Genomic DNA, 17,276 nt, shown 5'->3' with positions numbered 1-17,276 from the left:
CCCCTGAGAGCAATTTTTTTCGTTTTTAGTTTAAGTGCCCACTTTATCATCAAATATGCGTTTAAATTGTCTGAATAATCAGCACATTCAGCAAAATCACTTTTTCCTGCTCCGCTAAAGGGGCAAAATCGCTCAGGTTTACAGGCGGATATCGCCCGCTAACGGTCAACAACGATGGCAATCCGGGAAATAAAATGAACAAAGCGCTTACCGTCCTGCTACTGTCCACATTTGCCGCAGGAACAGCAGCGGCGACAACGCTACATTTCGGGACCACAACGGCCAATCCGCCGTATGAAACCGTCAACAGTAAAAATCAGCCCACAGGTTTCGATATCGACCTGGCCAATGCCCTGTGCAGACAGCTGCAGGCCACATGTAAATTTACCGCCCAGAGGTTCGATACGCTGATACCGGCGCTGCGCTTTAAGAAGTTCGACGCCATTATTGCCGGCATTGAAGTGCTTCCGATGCGAGAAAAACAGGTTGCCTTTAGCCACCCTTATCGTCAGGCGCTATCCGGCGTGGTGGTGACCGCAAAGGATGCCGCCCACACCTTTGCCGATCTGCAAAATAAAACGCTCGGTGTAGTGAAAGGGACGATTCATCAGCGCTATCTGCGGGATAAACAAAAAGCCATTCATGCGGTGCCTTACGAGAGCGACGAAAGTGCCTTAAACGCGCTGAAAGAAGGTGCGATCAGCGGGGTCATAGGCGATCAGGAAACCCTGAGCAAATGGCTTGAGGATAACCCAGGCTACGCCATGATGGATCAACGCGCGACGGACCCAGGCTACTACGGAAAGCAGATCGCCATCGCGGTGCGTAAAGACGATCCTGAACTGCTGAATAACCTTAATGCCGCTCTGGAGACGGTCAAAGCCTCAGCGGAATTCCAGCAAATGGAACAGAAATGGTTTAAATAGCCGGGGATACCTCAGCGTTTGTGCCCCCGGCCAGGCCATTAAAGCTTAATAAAGTGCTCGCGGTAGTAGGCCAGTTCCGCGACCGACTCACGAATATCGTCCATCGCCTGGTGTGTTCCCTGTTTCTTAAAACCGTCGAGGATTTCCGGCTTCCAGCGACGGGCCAGCTCTTTCAGCGTGCTGACGTCCAGATACCGATAGTGGAAGTAGGCTTCCAGCTCTGGCATATATTTAAACAAAAAGCGCCGGTCCTGGCCGATGCTGTTACCGCAAATCGGCGACTTACCCGCCGGCACCCACTGTTTGAGAAATGCGATTGTCTCCAGCTCCGCTTCACGCTCGCCCTGCGTACTCGCTTTCACCCGCGCCACCAGTCCACTACCGGTATGGGTACGCACGTTCCACTCATCCATCAGCGCCAGCTGCGCCTCCGACTGATGTACCGCAATTGTCGGCCCTTCCGCCAGAATATTCAGGTTTGCATCAGTCACCAGGGTGGCGATCTCAATGATGCGATCGCGTTCCGGATCCAGCCCCGTCATTTCAAGATCGATCCAAATCAGGTTGTTTTCATCTGCACTCATGTTATTTTCCACCCTTCTCACGTGACTATACCCTAAATAATTCAAGTCGCATCAAAGCGGCAAGCGAGCGACACATTCGTCAGAAACGAACTTGACCAGCCAAAAGTCGGCCTCCGGTGAGAGCATGGATGAGCCGAGTAATCCGCAGCCAATACCGAGGCAACTTGAAGGATGACGGGTATATATTCATCTAAAATAGCGTGTATCATAGATGTTTTGCCCCTACAGGGCGACCAGGAGCCAGTCCGATTGAGTAAAAATAAACTCTCCAAAGGCCAGCAGCGCCGCGTAAAGGCCAATCACCAGCGCCGCCTGAAAACGACTTCGGAGAAGGCCGATTTTGATGACAATCTGTTCGGTGAGAAAGCCGAAGGTATCGTCATTAGCCGCTTTGGTATGCATGCCGATGTTGAATCCGCCGACGGCAGCGTCCACCGTTGCAATATTCGTCGCACCATTCGTTCGCTGGTTACCGGCGATCGCGTCGTCTGGCGGCCAGGCAAAAGCGCGGCGGAAGGCGTGAATGTGAAAGGTATCGTCGAAGCCGTGCATGAGCGGACTTCCGTCCTGACGCGTCCGGATTTCTATGACGGCGTTAAACCCATTGCCGCCAATATCGATCAGATTGTTATTGTTTCGGCGATTTTGCCTGAACTATCGCCGAATATTATCGATCGCTATCTCGTCGCCTGCGAAACGTTGAACGTTGAGCCGCTGATCGTGCTCAATAAGATCGATTTGCTGGATCAGGAAGGTATGGACTTTGTCAACGCGCAAATGGACATTTATCGCGATATTGGCTATCGCGTATTGATGGTCTCCAGCCGTACTCAGGATGGCCTGAAGCCGCTTGAAGAGGCGCTCACCGAGCGTATCAGTATTTTTGCCGGGCAGTCCGGGGTCGGTAAATCCAGCCTGCTGAATGCGCTGTTGGGTCTGCGGGACGATCAAATTCTCACTAATGACGTTTCTGATGTGTCCGGTCTTGGCCAGCACACCACCACCGCCGCCCGCCTGTATCACTTCCCGCACGGCGGCGATGTGATTGACTCTCCTGGCGTGCGCGAGTTTGGCTTGTGGCACCTCGACGCGGAACAAATCACCCACGGTTTTGTCGAATTCCATGATTATTTAGGCCGTTGCAAATATCGCGACTGCAAACATGACACGGACCCAGGCTGTGCCATTCGCCAGGCGGTAGAAAACGGCGAAATCGCCGAGAGCCGGTTTGAAAACTACCACCGTATTCTGGAAAGCATGGCGCAGGTGCAGGTAAAAACGCGTAAAAGCTTTTCATCAACCGATGACTGACATTTAAGCTGGGCACCGTTAGAATCGTCCCCCTTTTTTCAGACCTCTCGCTAACAGGTGAGGTCAGGAACGACAAATCATGGCCTGGAGGCTACCTTGTTAAACGATCTTAAACTTTCACTGCAATACATTCTGCCGAAACTATGGCTCACCCGCCTCGCAGGCTGGGGAGCGCGCAAGCGAGCAGGCTGGCTGACAAAACTGGTCATCGACCTGTTCGTGAAATACTACAAGGTCGATATGAAGGAGGCGCAGAAGCCTGATACCGCCAGCTACCGCACCTTTAACGATTTCTTCGTCCGTCCGCTGCGCGACGACGTCCGCCCGCTAAACACCGATCCTGGCGTTCTGGTGATGCCAGCCGACGGTGTGATCAGTCAGCTTGGCACCATCGAAGACGACAAAATTCTGCAGGCCAAAGGCCACAACTACAGCCTGGAAGCGCTACTGGCCGGTAATTACCAGATGGCCGATCTGTTCCGTCATGGACACTTCGTCACAACCTATCTTTCACCGCGCGACTACCACCGCGTACATATGCCGTGTAACGGCATTCTGCGCGAAATGATCTACGTGCCGGGCGATCTGTTCTCTGTAAACCACCTGACCGCGCAAAACGTGCCAAATCTTTTTGCCCGCAACGAACGCGTCATCTGCCTGTTTGATACTGAATTTGGCCCCATGGCACAGATCCTGGTGGGCGCAACCATCGTCGGCAGCATTGAAACCGTATGGTCCGGCACCGTCACGCCGCCGCGTGAAGGGATTATTAAACGCTGGACCTGGCCTGCTGGCGATAATGAAGGTTCCGTCGCCCTGCTTAAAGGCCAGGAGATGGGCCGCTTCAAGCTCGGTTCAACCGTGATTAACCTGTTTGCGCCGGGTCAGGTTAAATGGGTTGAGCAATTACAAAGCCTGTCAGTCACCAAAATTGGCCAGCCGCTGGCAATCGCCCCTGAAGCCGCTCCCCAGGACCAACCGGCTCCGCTGTCGGAAGAGGAAGTCCGCGCCGAACACGCGGCCAGCCCGTTGGTTGACGATAAACAAGACGAAGGTTAATTCCTGAGAAAAAAGGTTACGCCGTGCGCCTGATATACACTTTCCTGTTGGCCTTGAGCCTCAGTTTTGGGGCGTACGCTGCGACCGCCCCGGATGCTAAACATATCGCTCAGGAACTGGAACAGGCAAAGGCGGCGAAGCCCGCCCAGCCTGAAACCGTTGAGGTTCTGCAATCCGCCCTGAATGCGCTTGACGAGCGTAATGCTTCCCTTGAACGCGCTCGCCAGTATCAGCAGGTTATCGATAACTTTCCGAAACTCTCGCAAACCTTACGCACGCAGCTCAATAATCTGAGCGATGAGCCGCCTCAGATCGCCACCACCCTCTCCTCAGAGGCGCTGAACCAGGAGATTCTTCAGGTCAGCAGCCAGCTACTGGAAGTCAGCCGCACGGCCCAGCAGGAGCAGGATCGCGCGCGTGACATCGCCGACTCGCTCAATCAGCTACCGCAGCAGCAGAGCGATGCCCGTCGTCAGTTGAACGAGGTAGAACGCCGAATCGGCGCGCAAAACAGCAATACGCCGCTGGCACAGGCGCAAAACCTCGGCCTGCAGGCGGAGTCCGCGCGGCTCAAAGCCCTGGTCGATGAACTGGATCTGGCGCAGCTTTCCGCCAATAACCGTCAGGAGCTGTCACGGCTGCGCGCAGAGCTGGCGCAGAAAGAGAGCGAACAGCTTGACGCCCGGCTGCAGGCGCTACGTAATCAGCTTAACAGCCAGCGACAGCGCGAAGCGGAAAAAGCGCTGGAAAGTACTGAGCTTCTGGCGGAAAACAGCGAAAATCTGCCGCCCGACATCGTGAACCAGTTCAAAGTCAACCGGGAGCTTTCACAGGCGCTGAATCAACAGGCTCAACGCATGGATCTGATCGCCTCTCAGCAGCGCCAGGCCAGCAACCAGACCCTGCAGGTGCGTCAGGCGCTAAACACCTTACGCGAGCAGGCGCAGTGGCTGGGCTCTTCCAATCTGCTTGGCGAAGCCTTACGGGCTCAGGTCGCCCGACTGCCGGATATACCGCGCCCGCAGCAACTGGACACCGAAATGGCGCAGCTTCGCGTACAGCGCCTGCGCTATGAAGATCAGCTCAACAAGCAATCACAGTTAAGGCAAATTCGTCAGGCCGATGGTCAACCGCTTACCCGCGAGCAGAACCGTATTCTGCAGGCCCAGATGCGTACACAAACCGAGTTGCTTAACTCGCTGCTGCGCGGCGGCGATACATTGATGCTTGAACTGACCAAGCTGAAGGTTGCCAACGGCCAACTGGAGGACGCGCTTAAAGAGATCAACGAAGCCACCCACCGGTATCTGTTCTGGACCTCAGACGTCAGCCCTGTCGGTTTTTCATGGCCGCTGGAAATCGTTCAGGATTTACGTCGGCTGATTTCGCTCGATACCATGAGCCAGCTCGGTAAAGCCAGCATCATGATGCTGACCAGCAAAGAGACGCTCCTGCCGCTCTTCGGCGCGCTGATCCTGGTCGGGTTCAGTATCAGCTCTCGTCGCCACTTCACGCGCTTTCTTGAGCGCTCCAGCGCCCGCGTCGGTAAGGTTACTCAGGATCACTTCTGGCTCACCTTACGCACCGTTTTCTGGTCGATACTGGTGGCTTCGCCGCTACCGGTCCTGTGGATGACGCTGGGTTACGGCCTGCAGGCCGCCTGGCCGTATCCGTTGGCCGTCGCCATTGGCGATAGCGTCACCGCCACCGTGCCGCTGCTGTGGGTGGTGATGATTTGCGCCACCTTCGCCCGTCCTGACGGCCTGTTCATCGCTCACTTTGGCTGGCCGCGCAATCGCGTCAGCAGAGCGATGCGCTACTACCTGATGAGTATCGGGCTGATTGTGCCGCTGATCATGGCGCTGATCACCTTCGATAACCTTAACGATCGCGAGTTTTCCGCCTCGCTGGGCCGCCTCTGCTTTATGCTGATTTGCGGCGCGCTGGCGGTGGTCACCCTGAGCCTGAAGCGCGCCGGGATACCGCTGTACCTCGACAAAGAAGGTAGCGGCGACAATATGGTTAACCGGCTGCTGTGGAATATGCTGCTCGGCGCGCCGCTGGTAGCAATGCTGGCGGCGGCGGTCGGTTACCTCGCCACGTCTCAGGCGCTGCTGGCCAGGCTGGAAACCTCGGTCGCCATCTGGTTCCTGCTGCTGGTGGTTTATCACATCATTCGCCGCTGGATGTTAATTCAGCGCCGTCGCCTGGCGTTCGATCGCGCAAAGCACCGGCGGGCAGAGATCCTCGCCCAACGCGCCCGCGGCGAAGAAGAGGTTCAGCACGCCAGCAGTCTGGAAGGTTCAATGGAGGCTGAGGTCAGCGAAATCGATCTTGATGCCATTAGCACTCAGTCATTACGTCTGGTGCGCTCTCTGCTGATGCTGATCGCGCTGGTGTCGGTCATTGTACTGTGGTCGGAAATCCACTCTGCGTTTGCTTTCCTGGAAAACATCTCGCTGTGGGACGTCACCTCAACTGCCCAGGGGGTAGAAAGTCTGGAGCCGATTACCCTCGGCGCGGTGCTTATTGCCATCCTGGTGCTGATTATCACGACACAACTGGTGCGTAACTTGCCCGCGCTGCTGGAGCTGGCAATCCTTCAGCACCTGGATCTGACGCCGGGCACCGGCTATGCCATTACCACCATTACCAAATATCTGTTGATGCTGATCGGCGGCCTGGTCGGTTTTTCGATGATTGGCATCGAATGGTCGAAGCTCCAGTGGCTCATCGCCGCTCTCGGCGTCGGACTGGGTTTTGGTTTACAGGAGATCTTCGCCAACTTTATCTCCGGCCTGATTATTCTGTTTGAGAAACCGATACGCATTGGCGATACGGTCACCATCCGCGATCTCACCGGCAGCGTCACGCGTATTAATACGCGCGCCACCACCATCAGCGACTGGGACCGCAAAGAGATTATTGTGCCGAACAAGGCGTTCATCACCGAGCAGTTCATCAACTGGTCGTTGTCGGATTCCGTCACCCGCGTGGTATTAACGGTGCCTGCGCCGGTAGATGCCAATACGGAAGAGGTATCGCAGATCCTGTTAACCGCCGCGCATCGCTGTTCGTTAGTTATTGATACGCCAGCACCGGAAGCTTTCCTCGTTGACCTGCAGCAGGGGATACAGATTTTCGAGCTGCGTATTTTCGCCGCGGAGATGGGACACCGTATGCCGTTGCGTCACGAGATGCACCAGTTGATTCTGGCCGGCTTCCGTGAGCACGGGATCGATATGCCATTCCCGCCGTTCCAGATGCGTCTGGAAAGCATTGATGGCAGGAAAAGCAGCAGAACGCTGACATCAGCGGGGAAAACCAGTCGCACCGCCGGCAGCCTGTAAGTGTGAATCGGCTAATTGAACAGAGAGACCGCCGGTCTCTCTCGCAAAACCGCCTGTCCGCGGCGAAAGGGAAATGGGCTAAATATCAGGCCCGGTCAACGGTAAAAGACATTACCTCGCCGATACTTTCCGCGCCCAGCGCCAGCATCACCACGCGATCCACCCCCAATGCCACACCGGAGCAATCCGGCAGACCGGCTTCCAGCGCCGCCAGCAGGTTATAATCAATCGGCTGCTGAGGCAGGCCACGAGCCGCCCGCTTACGGTTATCCTGCTCAAAACGCTGCCGTTGCTCGCCCGCATCAGTCAGTTCGTGGAAGCCATTCGCCAGCTCAATGCCCTTGTAATAGACCTCAAAACGCTCTGCCACACGGTGATCTTCAGTGCTGATTTGCGCCAACGACGCCTGGCTTGCCGGAAAGTGATAGACAAATGTCGGACGATCTTTGCCAATATGCGGCTCAACGCCCATTGTAAAGAGCAACTGTAGCAGCGTATCCCTGTCGTCTTCCGTATCGGCGATATTGCTCAAATCCAGTTTCGCCGCCACCTCCCGCAACTGCGTTTTATCTGCTGACAACGGGTCTACTTCCAGGTACCGCTGGAATGCCTGCTGGTAGGAGAGGCTTTCCGCAGGCTGGCATTCCAGAACCTGCTGCAACAGATCGTCGACTTCATTCATCAGTCGATACATGTCATAGCAGGGGCGATACCACTCCAGCATGGTGAATTCCGGGTTATGATGACGCCCCATTTCTTCATTGCGGAAGCTGCGACATAGCTGAAACACCGGGCCGCAACCGGCTGCCAGCAGGCGCTTCATATGGTATTCAGGGCTGGTCATCAGATACAAATTCAACCCCTGGGAATGGCCGGGGCCAACGAAACGGGTTTCAAACGGGACCATATGGATATCCGTCACCGTCGCCTGACTCATGCAAGGCGTCTCCACCTCCAGCACGCCGCGATCGGTAAAGAAACGGCGAATTTCCGCCATCACCGCGGCACGTTTTAACAGATTAGGAATGGATGCGCTCGGCTGCCAGCTTGCCGTTTCGCTCATGGTACTTTCTCCGATTTGAAACAAGGGCTCGAAGTCTACTCGTAACTGGCGAGTGAAACAAATTATGTGCAACGCCGCGAACATATTACATACGTTTAATTTATTGATAATCAGTAAAAACGGCAGAGAACAGCGAAAAAACCGCACGGAACGATAAAAAAATCGAACACGTCAATTTTCCCTGATGATCGTACGGCTATACTCCCTACCTATAAAGGAGAAGTAATACATTTTCGCCAATCCGCCGGCGGAATAAACAAAAACTGGAGGAATGTCGTGCAAACTTTTCAAGCCGATCTTGCCGTAATTGGCGCAGGCGGAGCAGGTCTTCGCACCGCAATTGCCGCCGCACATGCGAATCCAAATGCCAAAATCGCTCTAATTTCCAAAGTCTATCCTATGCGTAGCCATACCGTGGCGGCTGAAGGAGGGTCCGCTGCCGTCGCCCAGGATCATGATAGTTTTGAGTACCATTTTCACGACACCGTTGCCGGTGGAGACTGGTTGTGCGAGCAGGATGTGGTCGACTACTTCGTCCATCACTGCCCGCAAGAGATGACCCAGCTTGAACAGTGGGGATGTCCATGGAGCCGTCGCCCTGACGGCAGCGTCAACGTCCGACGCTTCGGCGGCATGAAAATCGAACGCACCTGGTTCGCCGCCGATAAAACCGGCTTTCATATGCTACACACCCTGTTCCAGACCTCCCTCCAGTTTCCGCAAATTCAACGCTTCGATGAGCATTTCGTCCTCGACATTCTGGTCGATGATGGCCAGGCGCGTGGCCTGGTCGCGATGAACATGATGGAAGGTACGCTGGTGCAGATCCGTGCTAACGCGGTGGTGCTGGCGACCGGCGGCGCGGGGCGCGTTTATCGTTATAATACCAACGGCGGCATCGTCACTGGCGACGGGATGGGCATGGCGCTAAGTCACGGCGTACCGCTGCGGGACATGGAGTTCGTACAATATCACCCAACGGGTCTGCCGGGGTCCGGTATCCTGATGACCGAAGGCTGTCGCGGCGAAGGTGGCATTCTGGTCAACAAAAACGGCTACCGCTATCTCCAGGATTACGGCATGGGTCCGGAAACGCCCCTCGGCGAACCGAAAAACAAATACATGGAGCTTGGCCCTCGGGACAAAGTCTCCCAGGCATTCTGGCACGAATGGCGCAAAGGCAATACGATCCCAACGCCGCGAGGCGATGTGGTTTATCTCGATCTGCGCCATCTCGGCGAGAAAAAACTGCTCGAACGTCTGCCGTTCATTTGTGAACTCTCGAAGGCCTACGTCGGCGTCGATCCGGTGAAAGACCCGATTCCGGTACGGCCAACCGCCCACTACACCATGGGCGGTATCGAAACCGACCAGCAGTGTGAAACCCGCATTAAAGGCCTCTTTGCCGTGGGCGAATGCTCATCCGTTGGCCTGCACGGCGCTAACCGTCTTGGTTCCAATTCGCTGGCGGAACTGGTGGTCTTTGGTCGTCTGGCCGGCGAGCAAGCGATGCTGCGCGCAGCAGATGCCGGCGACGCTAACGGCGCGGCGCTGGATGCACAGGCCGCCGATGTCGAGAAACGTTTGCACGCCCTGGTTAACCAGGAAGGTAACGAGAACTGGGCGAAAATCCGCGATGAAATGGGCCTGTCGATGGAGGAAGGTTGCGGCATCTACCGTACGCCGGAGCTGATGCAGAAAACCATTGATAAACTGGCCGAGCTGCAGGAGCGCTTCCGGCGTGTGCGTATCACCGACACCTCCAGCGTGTTCAATACTGACCTGCTTTACACCATTGAGTTAGGACACGGCCTGAACGTCGCTGAATGTATGGCGCACTCAGCGATGGCGCGTAAAGAATCCCGCGGCGCGCATCAGCGTCTGGATGAGGGGTGCACTGAACGCGACGATGTCAATTTCCTCAAGCATACGCTCGCTTTCCGTGATGCCGACGGTAATACCAGCCTGGCGTACAGTGATGTAAAAATCACAACTCTGCCGCCAGCAAAACGCGTGTATGGCGCTGAAGCGGAAGCAGCCGAGAAGAAGGAGACGACGAATGGCTGAGATGAAAAATATGAAGGTCGAAGTGGTGCGCTACAATCCGGAAGTGGACAGCGCACCCCACAGCGCTTTCTATGACGTTCCCTACGATGAGCAAACTTCACTGCTTGATGCCCTCGGCTATATCAAAGATAACCTTGCGCCCGATCTCAGCTACCGCTGGTCATGCCGTATGGCGATTTGCGGCTCCTGCGGCATGATGGTGAACAACGTGCCAAAACTGGCCTGTAAAACCTTCCTGCGCGAGTACAGTAAGGGGATTAAGGTTGAAGCGCTGGCCAACTTCCCGATTGAGCGCGACCTGGTCGTCGATATGACCCACTTTATTGAAAGTCTGGAAGCGATTAAGCCATACATCATCGGCAACTCACGTACGACTGACCAGGGGCCAAACAAGCAAACGCCGGCGCAAATGGCGAAGTATCACCAGTTTTCTGGCTGTATCAACTGCGGCTTGTGCTATGCGGCCTGCCCACAGTTTGGCCTTAATCCTGAGTTTATCGGCCCGGCGGCGATCACTCTCGCCCATCGTTACAACGAAGACAGCCGTGACCACGGTAAAAAGGAACGTATGGCGCAGCTTAATGGCAAGAATGGCGTCTGGACCTGTACTTTCGTGGGCTACTGCTCTGAAGTCTGTCCTAAACACGTCGATCCGGCGGCCGCGATCCAGCAGGGCAAGGTCGAAAGTTCGAAAGACTTTCTTATCGCCACCCTGAAACCACGCTAAGGAGTGCAGTATGACGACTAAACGCAAACCCTACGTACGGCCAATGCCGTCCACCTGGTGGAAAAAGCTGCCGTTTTATCGCTTCTATATGCTGCGCGAGGGGACAGCGGTGCCAACGGTGTGGTTCAGCATTGTGCTGATTTACGGACTCTTCGCCCTGAAGCAGGGTGCGGAAAGCTGGGCGGGCTATATCGGTTTTCTACAAAACCCGATTGTCGTGATTCTGAACCTGATCACGCTTGCTGCCGCGCTGCTGCATAGCAAAACCTGGTTCGAACTGGCGCCGAAAGCCGCCAATATTATCGTCAAAGGCGAGAAAATGGGGCCAGAGCCAATCATTAAAGGGCTTTGGGTCGTCACTGCGGTCGTTACCGTGGTGATTCTGTTTGTCGCCCTGTTCTGGTAAGGAGGCTGGAATGATCAATCCCAACCCAAAACGTTCTGATGAACCCGTATTCTGGGGGCTGTTTGGCGCCGGTGGTATGTGGGGGGCAATTATCGCCCCCGTGATAGTACTACTGGTTGGCATTATTATGCCGCTCGGCCTCGCCCCCGATGATGCGTTTAGTTACCAACGCGTACTGGCTTTTGCCCACAGTTTCATTGGCCGCGCATTCATTTTCCTGATGATTGTTCTGCCCCTGTGGTGCGGACTCCACCGTATTCATCACGCGATGCATGATTTGAAAATTCACATTCCCAACGGGAAGTGGATTTTCTACGGGCTGGCAGCAATTCTGACGATTGTGACGCTGGTCGGCATTTTATTTATATAAATCCGATTGCCGGATGACGCATTTATGCAGACTCCGGCCTTCACAGCGATCAAATCGTTATGCGCGAATCAATACGTTTAATGGGCACTCAACTTCAGCCCGATAATGCCAATCACAATACAGACGAGGCTGGTAATACGCAGCAGACTGGCAGACTCTCCCAATAAAATAATCCCCGTGACCGCGGCACCAACCGCGCCAATCCCGGTCCATATCGCGTAAGCCGTCCCCACAGGTAATGTTTTCATCGCCCACGACAGCAATGTCAGACTCACAACCATCGCGACAATCGTGATCGCGCTGGGTAACAGACGGCTAAAACCGTGGGTATATTTCAGGCCAACCGCCCAGACAACTTCGAGAAGACCCGCAATAAATAACGCTAACCAGGACATATGGCTCCTTTGCTGGAGTCGTCCCCGAATGTGAAGCGCTCACGGGTCGTCCCGTAAGGCAGATGATCGTCCGCGGAGATTATACACAATGCACTGAGGGAAGAAAGAACGGTACGACCAATGGCCGTACCGCCATGGTCTATTGCTGAGCTTTGGTTGCCGCGCCAGAAATTGCGCTACCACCTTCGGAAATATCCTGACCAATACCGCGCGTTGTATTGCATGCGGTCAATACAGAGGAAAGAACCAAAACCGTAAAGAACGCTGCAATTGTTTTTTTCACCATAATGTCATCCTTATTTACCCGTTTTAGTTATCGTGCTCTATAAGCATAGACAATCGGCTCTGGAATGAAGGCAGCGCTACGTTTTTTAAGAAAAAAGAGATTAACGACAAGCGTCCGGGAGGAGGAATCGTTTATAAATCTGAATTGCCTGATGCGGAAAATGCGCTGGCAGCTAAGGGAAACACGCCCCGGATTCTGGATATCGTCGCCAGCGCCACAAACCATATTGCATTAACAGGGCGCCGCTCAGGAACAACACGACCAGACGTTTTATGGTGCGCTTCATCTTCCTGGCGACGGTTTCGCCAGGCAAAAGGCGCAGCATCGCGCTGCGCCAACCCGCTCATCGCGTAAATTACTTCACGCGGGATACATATTCGCCAGAGCGGGTATCCACTTTGATGACTTCGCCAATCTGCACGAACAGCGGAACTTTAACCACTGCGCCGGTAGACAGCGTCGCCGGTTTGCCGCCAGTACCTGCGGTATCGCCTTTCAGACCTGGGTCAGTGTCGACGATTTCCAGTTCAACGAAGTTTGGCGGGGTGACGGAGATAGGCTGGCCGTTCCACAGCGTTACGATGCATTCAGCCTGATCCAGCAGCCATTTGGCGTTATCGCCAACCGCTTTCTCATCAGCAGCAAGCTGTTCGAAAGTTGAGTTATTCATAAAGTGCCAAAACTCACCATCGCTATAGAGGTAAGTCAGGTTCATATCAACAACATCGGCGCCTTCCGCGGAATCGGTGGACTTGAAGGTTTTCTCAACACGCGTTCCTGTCAGCAGGCGACGCAGCTTAACGCGCGCAAAGGCCTGGCCTTTACCGGGTTTCACAAATTCGCTTGCTTCAACTGCATAAGGTTCGCCGTCCAGCATGATTTTAAGACCGGCACGAAAATCGTTGCTATAGTAAGTCGCCATAAGGCCCTCTAAAATTTTGTTAATTGGTAGCTAAGCCACAAAATGGCGCATATTGTAACCCTAAATACCCCATCCAGAGAAGATTGGTTAACGCAACTTTCCGATGTCGTGACCAGTCCCGATGAACTGCTACAGCTTTTAAGTATAACTGCTGATGCAAAGCTGTTGGCCGGATACGATGCCCGGCGCCTGTTCGCCCTACGCGTTCCGCGGGCGTTTATCGCCAGAATGGAACCTGGCAATCCTGATGATCCCCTGCTTCGTCAGGTACTTACATCACAAGATGAATTCATCACCGCGCCAGGATTCTCAACCGATCCCCTGCAAGAACAGCACAGCGTGGTTCCCGGTTTGCTGCACAAATACAAGAATCGTGCGCTGTTGCTGGTCAAAGGCGGCTGTGCCGTAAACTGCCGCTACTGCTTCCGTCGCCACTTCCCCTACGCCGAAAATCAGGGTAATAAACGCAACTGGCAGATGGCGCTGGAGTATATTGCGACCCATCCTCAGCTTGACGAGATTATCTTTTCCGGAGGCGATCCGCTAATGGCAAAAGATCACGAACTTGACTGGCTATTTACACAGCTGGAAGCGATTGCACATATAAAACGTGTGCGTATCCACAGCCGGTTACCAATCGTCATCCCGGCGCGTATTACCGATACACTCGTTGACCGGGTCGCCGCATCATCGTTACAGATATTGCTTGTCAATCATATCAACCATGCCAATGAAATTGACGGTGAATTTCGTCGCGCGATGATGCGGCTTCGTATGGCCGGCGTCACCCTGCTTAACCAAAGTGTGCTGCTACGTGGCGTCAACAATAGTGCAAAAACCCTTGCTGACTTGAGTAACGCGCTGTTCGATGCCGGGGTAATGCCTTATTACTTGCATGTCCTGGACAAAGTTCAGGGCGCATCCCATTTTATGGTCGACGACGAAGAGGCTCGCGCAATTATGCGAGAACTACTGACGCTGGTTTCCGGCTATATGGTGCCAAAACTCGCGCGGGAGATTGGGGGAGAACCCAGTAAAACACCGCTGGATCTCGGATTAAAACAGCGCTAATCAAGTGGATCTGCCGGTTTTATCCGGCAGAGGAACGATGACCGGTGGACAAATGAAGGTCAGGTGCCACGCCTTATGATCGGGGCACCGAATGCCGTCAATTCGGGCACTTATAGACCTGGCCATTCATCTGGCTGTCTGTCGGGATAAAGCTCGACAGCAGATTCTGAGTCGGGCTGCTGACGCCGTAAATCACATTGCCGCCCATTTCCGCCGCATGGTTACGCAGCGCGTTTGCCGCACCGCGCATAGAACCGCCTTCATCGCCATTCTGCCCTGACAGCCAGTTACTTTGCTTACCGGTCGCGGTTCCTAATAACTGGCATTCCGAACCCGGTTTATCTTCAACAAAGCGCACATTCTGGCCACCGGAGGTCAGTTCGTTGCTGGTGCTGCAACCTGCTAACAATAATGCTGCGCCGACGATCCCTGCTACATATTTTATCTGCATGTTATTCCCCACGATCAATGAGCCGGACGCGCTGGCCCGGATGTACAACCTTATACTAAAAAGGTAGCAAAAAGAAAAACCCCCGAGCATTTCTGCCCGGGGGTTTCCTTATTACTAAGCGGTATAGCGCACGATTACATCATGCCGCCCATACCACCCATGCCGCCCATGCCGCCAGCAGCACCTAAGTCAGGCGCATCGGCTTTCGGCAGGTCGGTTACCATGCACTCGGTGGTGATCATCAGACCAGCAACGGATGCCGCATACTGCAGAGCAGAACGGGTCACTTTGGTTGGGTCCAGGATACCGAAATCGATCATGTTGCCGTATTCTTCGGTCGCGGCGTTATAACCGTAGTTACCTTCACCGCCTTTCACGTTGTTAGCCACAACAGACGGCTCTTCACCGGCGTTGGAAACGATCTGACGCAGCGGAGCTTCCATCGCGCGCAGCGCAACTTTGATACCCACGTTCTGGTCTTCGTTCTGCGCAGTCAGGCCAGACAGTTTAGCGGCGACGCGAACCAGCGCAACACCACCACCAGCAACCACGCCTTCTTCTACCGCAGCACGGGTCGCGTGCAGGGCATCATCAACGCGGGCTTTCTTCTCTTTCATTTCAACTTCGGTCGCAGCACCAACTTTGATTACTGCCACACCGCCTGCCAGTTTAGCAACGCGTTCCTGCAGTTTTTCGCGGTCGTAGTCAGAAGTCGCTTCTTCGATCTGCTTACGGATCTGAGAAACGCGGCCCTGAATCGCCGCTTCTTCACCCACACCATCAATAATAGTGGTGGTATCTTTGTTGATAACAATGCGTTTTGCCTGACCCAGGTCTTCCAGCGTCGCTTTTTCCAGCTCCATACCGATCTCTTCAGAGATAACGGTACCGCCAGTCAGGGTTGCGATGTCCTGCAGCATTGCTTTACGACGGTCACCGAAGCCCGGCGCTTTAACCGCAGCCACTTTAACAATACCACGCATGGTGTTAACCACCAGGGTCGCCAGCGCTTCGCCTTCAACGTCTTCAGCGATGATAACCAGCGGTTTACCCGCTTTTGCTACGGCTTCCAGAACCGGCAGCAATTCGCGGATGTTGGAGACTTTTTTGTCAGCCAGCAAGATATACGGGCTTTCCAGCTCAACAGCACCGGTGTCCGGTTTGTTGATGAAGTACGGAGAGAGGTAACCGCGGTCAAACTGCATACCTTCAACGACATCCAGCTCGTCTTCCAGACCGGTACCATCTTCAACGGTAATCACGCCTTCTTTACCGACTTTGTCCATCGCTTCCGCGATCAGTTTACCAACGGTTTCATCGGAGTTAGCGGAGATCGTACCAACCTGAGCGATAGCTTTAGAGTCAGAGCACGGTACAGACAGCACTTTCAGCTCTTCAACCGCGGCCTGAACGGCTTTATCGATACCACGTTTCAGATCCATCGGGTTCATGCCCGCCGCAACGGCTTTCAGGCCTTCAGCGATGATAGACTGAGCCAGTACGGTCGCGGTGGTGGTACCGTCGCCTGCCGCGTCATTCGCTTTAGAGGCCACTTCTTTCACCATCTGCGCACCCATGTTTTCGAACTTGTCTTCCAGTTCGATTTCACGTGCAACGGATACGCCATCTTTGGTGATGGTCGGTGCGCCGAAGGATTTGTCGAGAACAACGTTACGGCCTTTCGGGCCCAGAGTCACTTTAACTGCGTCTGCCAGTACGTTTACGCCGCGCAGCATTTTCACACGAGCGTCGTTACCGAATTTTACGTCTTTAGCTGCCATTTTACTTTTCCCTTAAATTCGTATGTTCAGTGTCGTTCGCGGATTACGCTTCAACAATTGCCAGAATGTCGTTTTCGGACATGATCAACACTTCTTCATTGTCGATCTTCTCGGATTTCACCCCGTAACCATCGTTAAAAATCACGATGTCACCAACTTTAACGTCCAGAGGCTGCACGGTTCCGTTTTCCAGAATGCGGCCCTTACCGACAGCGATGATTTCGCCACGAGTTGATTTTGTTGCCGCAGAGCCGGTCAGAACGATGCCACCTGCAGATTTGGTTTCAACTTCTTTACGTTTGACGATCACACGATCATGTAACGGACGAATACTCATTGATAGCTCTCCTTTGAGAAAGTCATTATCAGTTATGGATGACGCCGGTCCGCACACGGTTTTCCGGCTAGTGCACTGAGAGATGGGGATGGGGTTTCACCGCTTCAAGGGGAAAACAAAAAAAAATTTGTCTCCGTGTGGCGAAATACGCAAATTCGCGCGCTCTCCCC

The 17,276-nt window shown here is 54.3% G+C and carries 17 protein-coding genes; 9 read left to right on the top strand and 8 right to left on the bottom strand.

What is annotated here, in order from left to right:
• Positions 1-194: 194 nt before the first annotated feature.
• Positions 195-926 carry an arginine ABC transporter substrate-binding protein gene (locus tag FE839_RS01715; RefSeq protein WP_138358506.1) on the top strand — a complete coding sequence of 244 codons (732 nt, stop codon included), beginning with the start codon at positions 195-197 and terminating at the stop codon, positions 924-926.
• Positions 927-964: 38 nt separating this feature from the next.
• Here FE839_RS01715 and orn read toward each other — a convergent pair whose 3' ends face one another.
• Positions 965-1,510 carry an oligoribonuclease gene (gene orn / locus FE839_RS01710; RefSeq protein ID WP_138358504.1) on the bottom strand — a complete coding sequence of 182 codons (546 nt, stop codon included), beginning with the start codon at positions 1,508-1,510 and terminating at the stop codon, positions 965-967.
• 249 nt (positions 1,511-1,759) lie between these two features.
• Here orn and rsgA point away from each other — a divergent pair, with 249 nt between their 5' ends.
• The 3 genes from rsgA to mscM all read left to right on the top strand — a co-directional run bounded on the left by rsgA (position 1,760) and on the right by mscM (position 7,230).
• Entirely contained in the window at positions 1,760-2,821 is a 1,062-nt protein-coding gene (gene rsgA / locus FE839_RS01700) for a small ribosomal subunit biogenesis GTPase RsgA (protein ID WP_138358502.1), read from the top strand.
• Between the two features lie 96 nt (positions 2,822-2,917).
• A complete protein-coding gene (asd, locus tag FE839_RS01695) occupies positions 2,918-3,880 on the top strand; it encodes an archaetidylserine decarboxylase (protein WP_138358500.1) in 963 nt (320 codons plus the stop codon).
• A gap of 23 nt (positions 3,881-3,903) precedes the next feature.
• On the top strand, positions 3,904-7,230 hold the full coding sequence (mscM, locus tag FE839_RS01690; protein WP_138358498.1) for a miniconductance mechanosensitive channel MscM: 3,327 nt from the start codon (positions 3,904-3,906) through the stop codon (positions 7,228-7,230).
• Positions 7,231-7,315: 85 nt separating this feature from the next.
• On the opposite strand, the gene epmA is transcribed toward mscM, so the two are convergent.
• Entirely contained in the window at positions 7,316-8,293 is a 978-nt protein-coding gene (gene epmA / locus FE839_RS01685) for an elongation factor P--(R)-beta-lysine ligase (protein WP_138358496.1), read from the bottom strand.
• A gap of 276 nt (positions 8,294-8,569) precedes the next feature.
• Here epmA and frdA point away from each other — a divergent pair, with 276 nt between their 5' ends.
• From frdA to frdD, 4 genes are read left to right on the top strand one after another with little or no spacing between them, the layout of a single operon-like run.
• The gene (frdA, locus tag FE839_RS01680) at positions 8,570-10,360 is read left to right on the top strand and encodes a fumarate reductase (quinol) flavoprotein subunit (RefSeq protein ID WP_138358494.1); all 1,791 of its coding nucleotides are present in this window, start codon (positions 8,570-8,572) and stop codon (positions 10,358-10,360) included.
• The gene (locus FE839_RS01675) at positions 10,353-11,087 is read left to right on the top strand and encodes a succinate dehydrogenase/fumarate reductase iron-sulfur subunit (protein WP_138358492.1); all 735 of its coding nucleotides are present in this window, start codon (positions 10,353-10,355) and stop codon (positions 11,085-11,087) included. Before frdA ends, FE839_RS01675 begins: the two co-directional genes overlap by 8 nt.
• A 10-nt stretch (positions 11,088-11,097) precedes the next feature.
• Complete coding sequence (frdC, locus tag FE839_RS01670) at positions 11,098-11,493, top strand: fumarate reductase subunit FrdC (protein ID WP_138358490.1); 396 nt, start codon at positions 11,098-11,100, stop codon at positions 11,491-11,493.
• 10 nt (positions 11,494-11,503) lie between these two features.
• The gene (frdD, locus tag FE839_RS01665) at positions 11,504-11,863 is read left to right on the top strand and encodes a fumarate reductase subunit FrdD (protein ID WP_138358488.1); all 360 of its coding nucleotides are present in this window, start codon (positions 11,504-11,506) and stop codon (positions 11,861-11,863) included.
• Positions 11,864-11,940: 77 nt separating this feature from the next.
• Here frdD and sugE read toward each other — a convergent pair whose 3' ends face one another.
• From sugE to efp, 3 genes are all read right to left on the bottom strand, one after another.
• The gene (sugE, locus tag FE839_RS01660; protein WP_138358486.1) at positions 11,941-12,258 is read right to left on the bottom strand and encodes a quaternary ammonium compound efflux SMR transporter SugE; all 318 of its coding nucleotides are present in this window, start codon (positions 12,256-12,258) and stop codon (positions 11,941-11,943) included.
• Positions 12,259-12,397: 139 nt separating this feature from the next.
• Entirely contained in the window at positions 12,398-12,544 is a 147-nt protein-coding gene (gene ecnB / locus FE839_RS01655) for a lipoprotein toxin entericidin B (protein WP_138358484.1), read from the bottom strand.
• A gap of 355 nt (positions 12,545-12,899) precedes the next feature.
• Positions 12,900-13,466, bottom strand: coding sequence for an elongation factor P (gene efp / locus FE839_RS01650; RefSeq protein WP_138358482.1), 567 nt, complete (start codon positions 13,464-13,466; stop codon positions 12,900-12,902).
• Positions 13,467-13,508: 42 nt separating this feature from the next.
• Here efp and epmB point away from each other — a divergent pair, with 42 nt between their 5' ends.
• Positions 13,509-14,537, top strand: a complete 1,029-nt coding sequence (epmB, locus tag FE839_RS01645) for an EF-P beta-lysylation protein EpmB (RefSeq protein WP_138358480.1) — start codon at positions 13,509-13,511, stop codon at positions 14,535-14,537.
• Positions 14,538-14,634: 97 nt separating this feature from the next.
• On the opposite strand, the gene FE839_RS01640 is transcribed toward epmB, so the two are convergent.
• The 3 genes from FE839_RS01640 to FE839_RS01630 all read right to left on the bottom strand — a co-directional run bounded on the left by FE839_RS01640 (position 14,635) and on the right by FE839_RS01630 (position 17,106).
• A complete protein-coding gene (locus FE839_RS01640; protein WP_138358478.1) occupies positions 14,635-14,988 on the bottom strand; it encodes a DUF4156 domain-containing protein in 354 nt (117 codons plus the stop codon).
• Between the two features lie 134 nt (positions 14,989-15,122).
• Positions 15,123-16,769 carry a chaperonin GroEL gene (gene groL, locus FE839_RS01635; protein WP_138358476.1) on the bottom strand — a complete coding sequence of 549 codons (1,647 nt, stop codon included), beginning with the start codon at positions 16,767-16,769 and terminating at the stop codon, positions 15,123-15,125.
• Positions 16,770-16,812: 43 nt separating this feature from the next.
• Positions 16,813-17,106 carry a co-chaperone GroES gene (locus FE839_RS01630; RefSeq protein ID WP_138358474.1) on the bottom strand — a complete coding sequence of 98 codons (294 nt, stop codon included), beginning with the start codon at positions 17,104-17,106 and terminating at the stop codon, positions 16,813-16,815.
• Between the last annotated feature and the right edge of the window lie 170 nt (positions 17,107-17,276).

The organism is Klebsiella indica (genome assembly GCF_005860775.1).
In the GTDB taxonomy this organism is placed as follows: Bacteria; Pseudomonadota; Gammaproteobacteria; order Enterobacterales; family Enterobacteriaceae; genus Klebsiella; species Klebsiella indica.
Note: the sequence above shows the minus strand (reverse complement) of the source record. Positions and strands in the feature narration are given on the sequence as shown.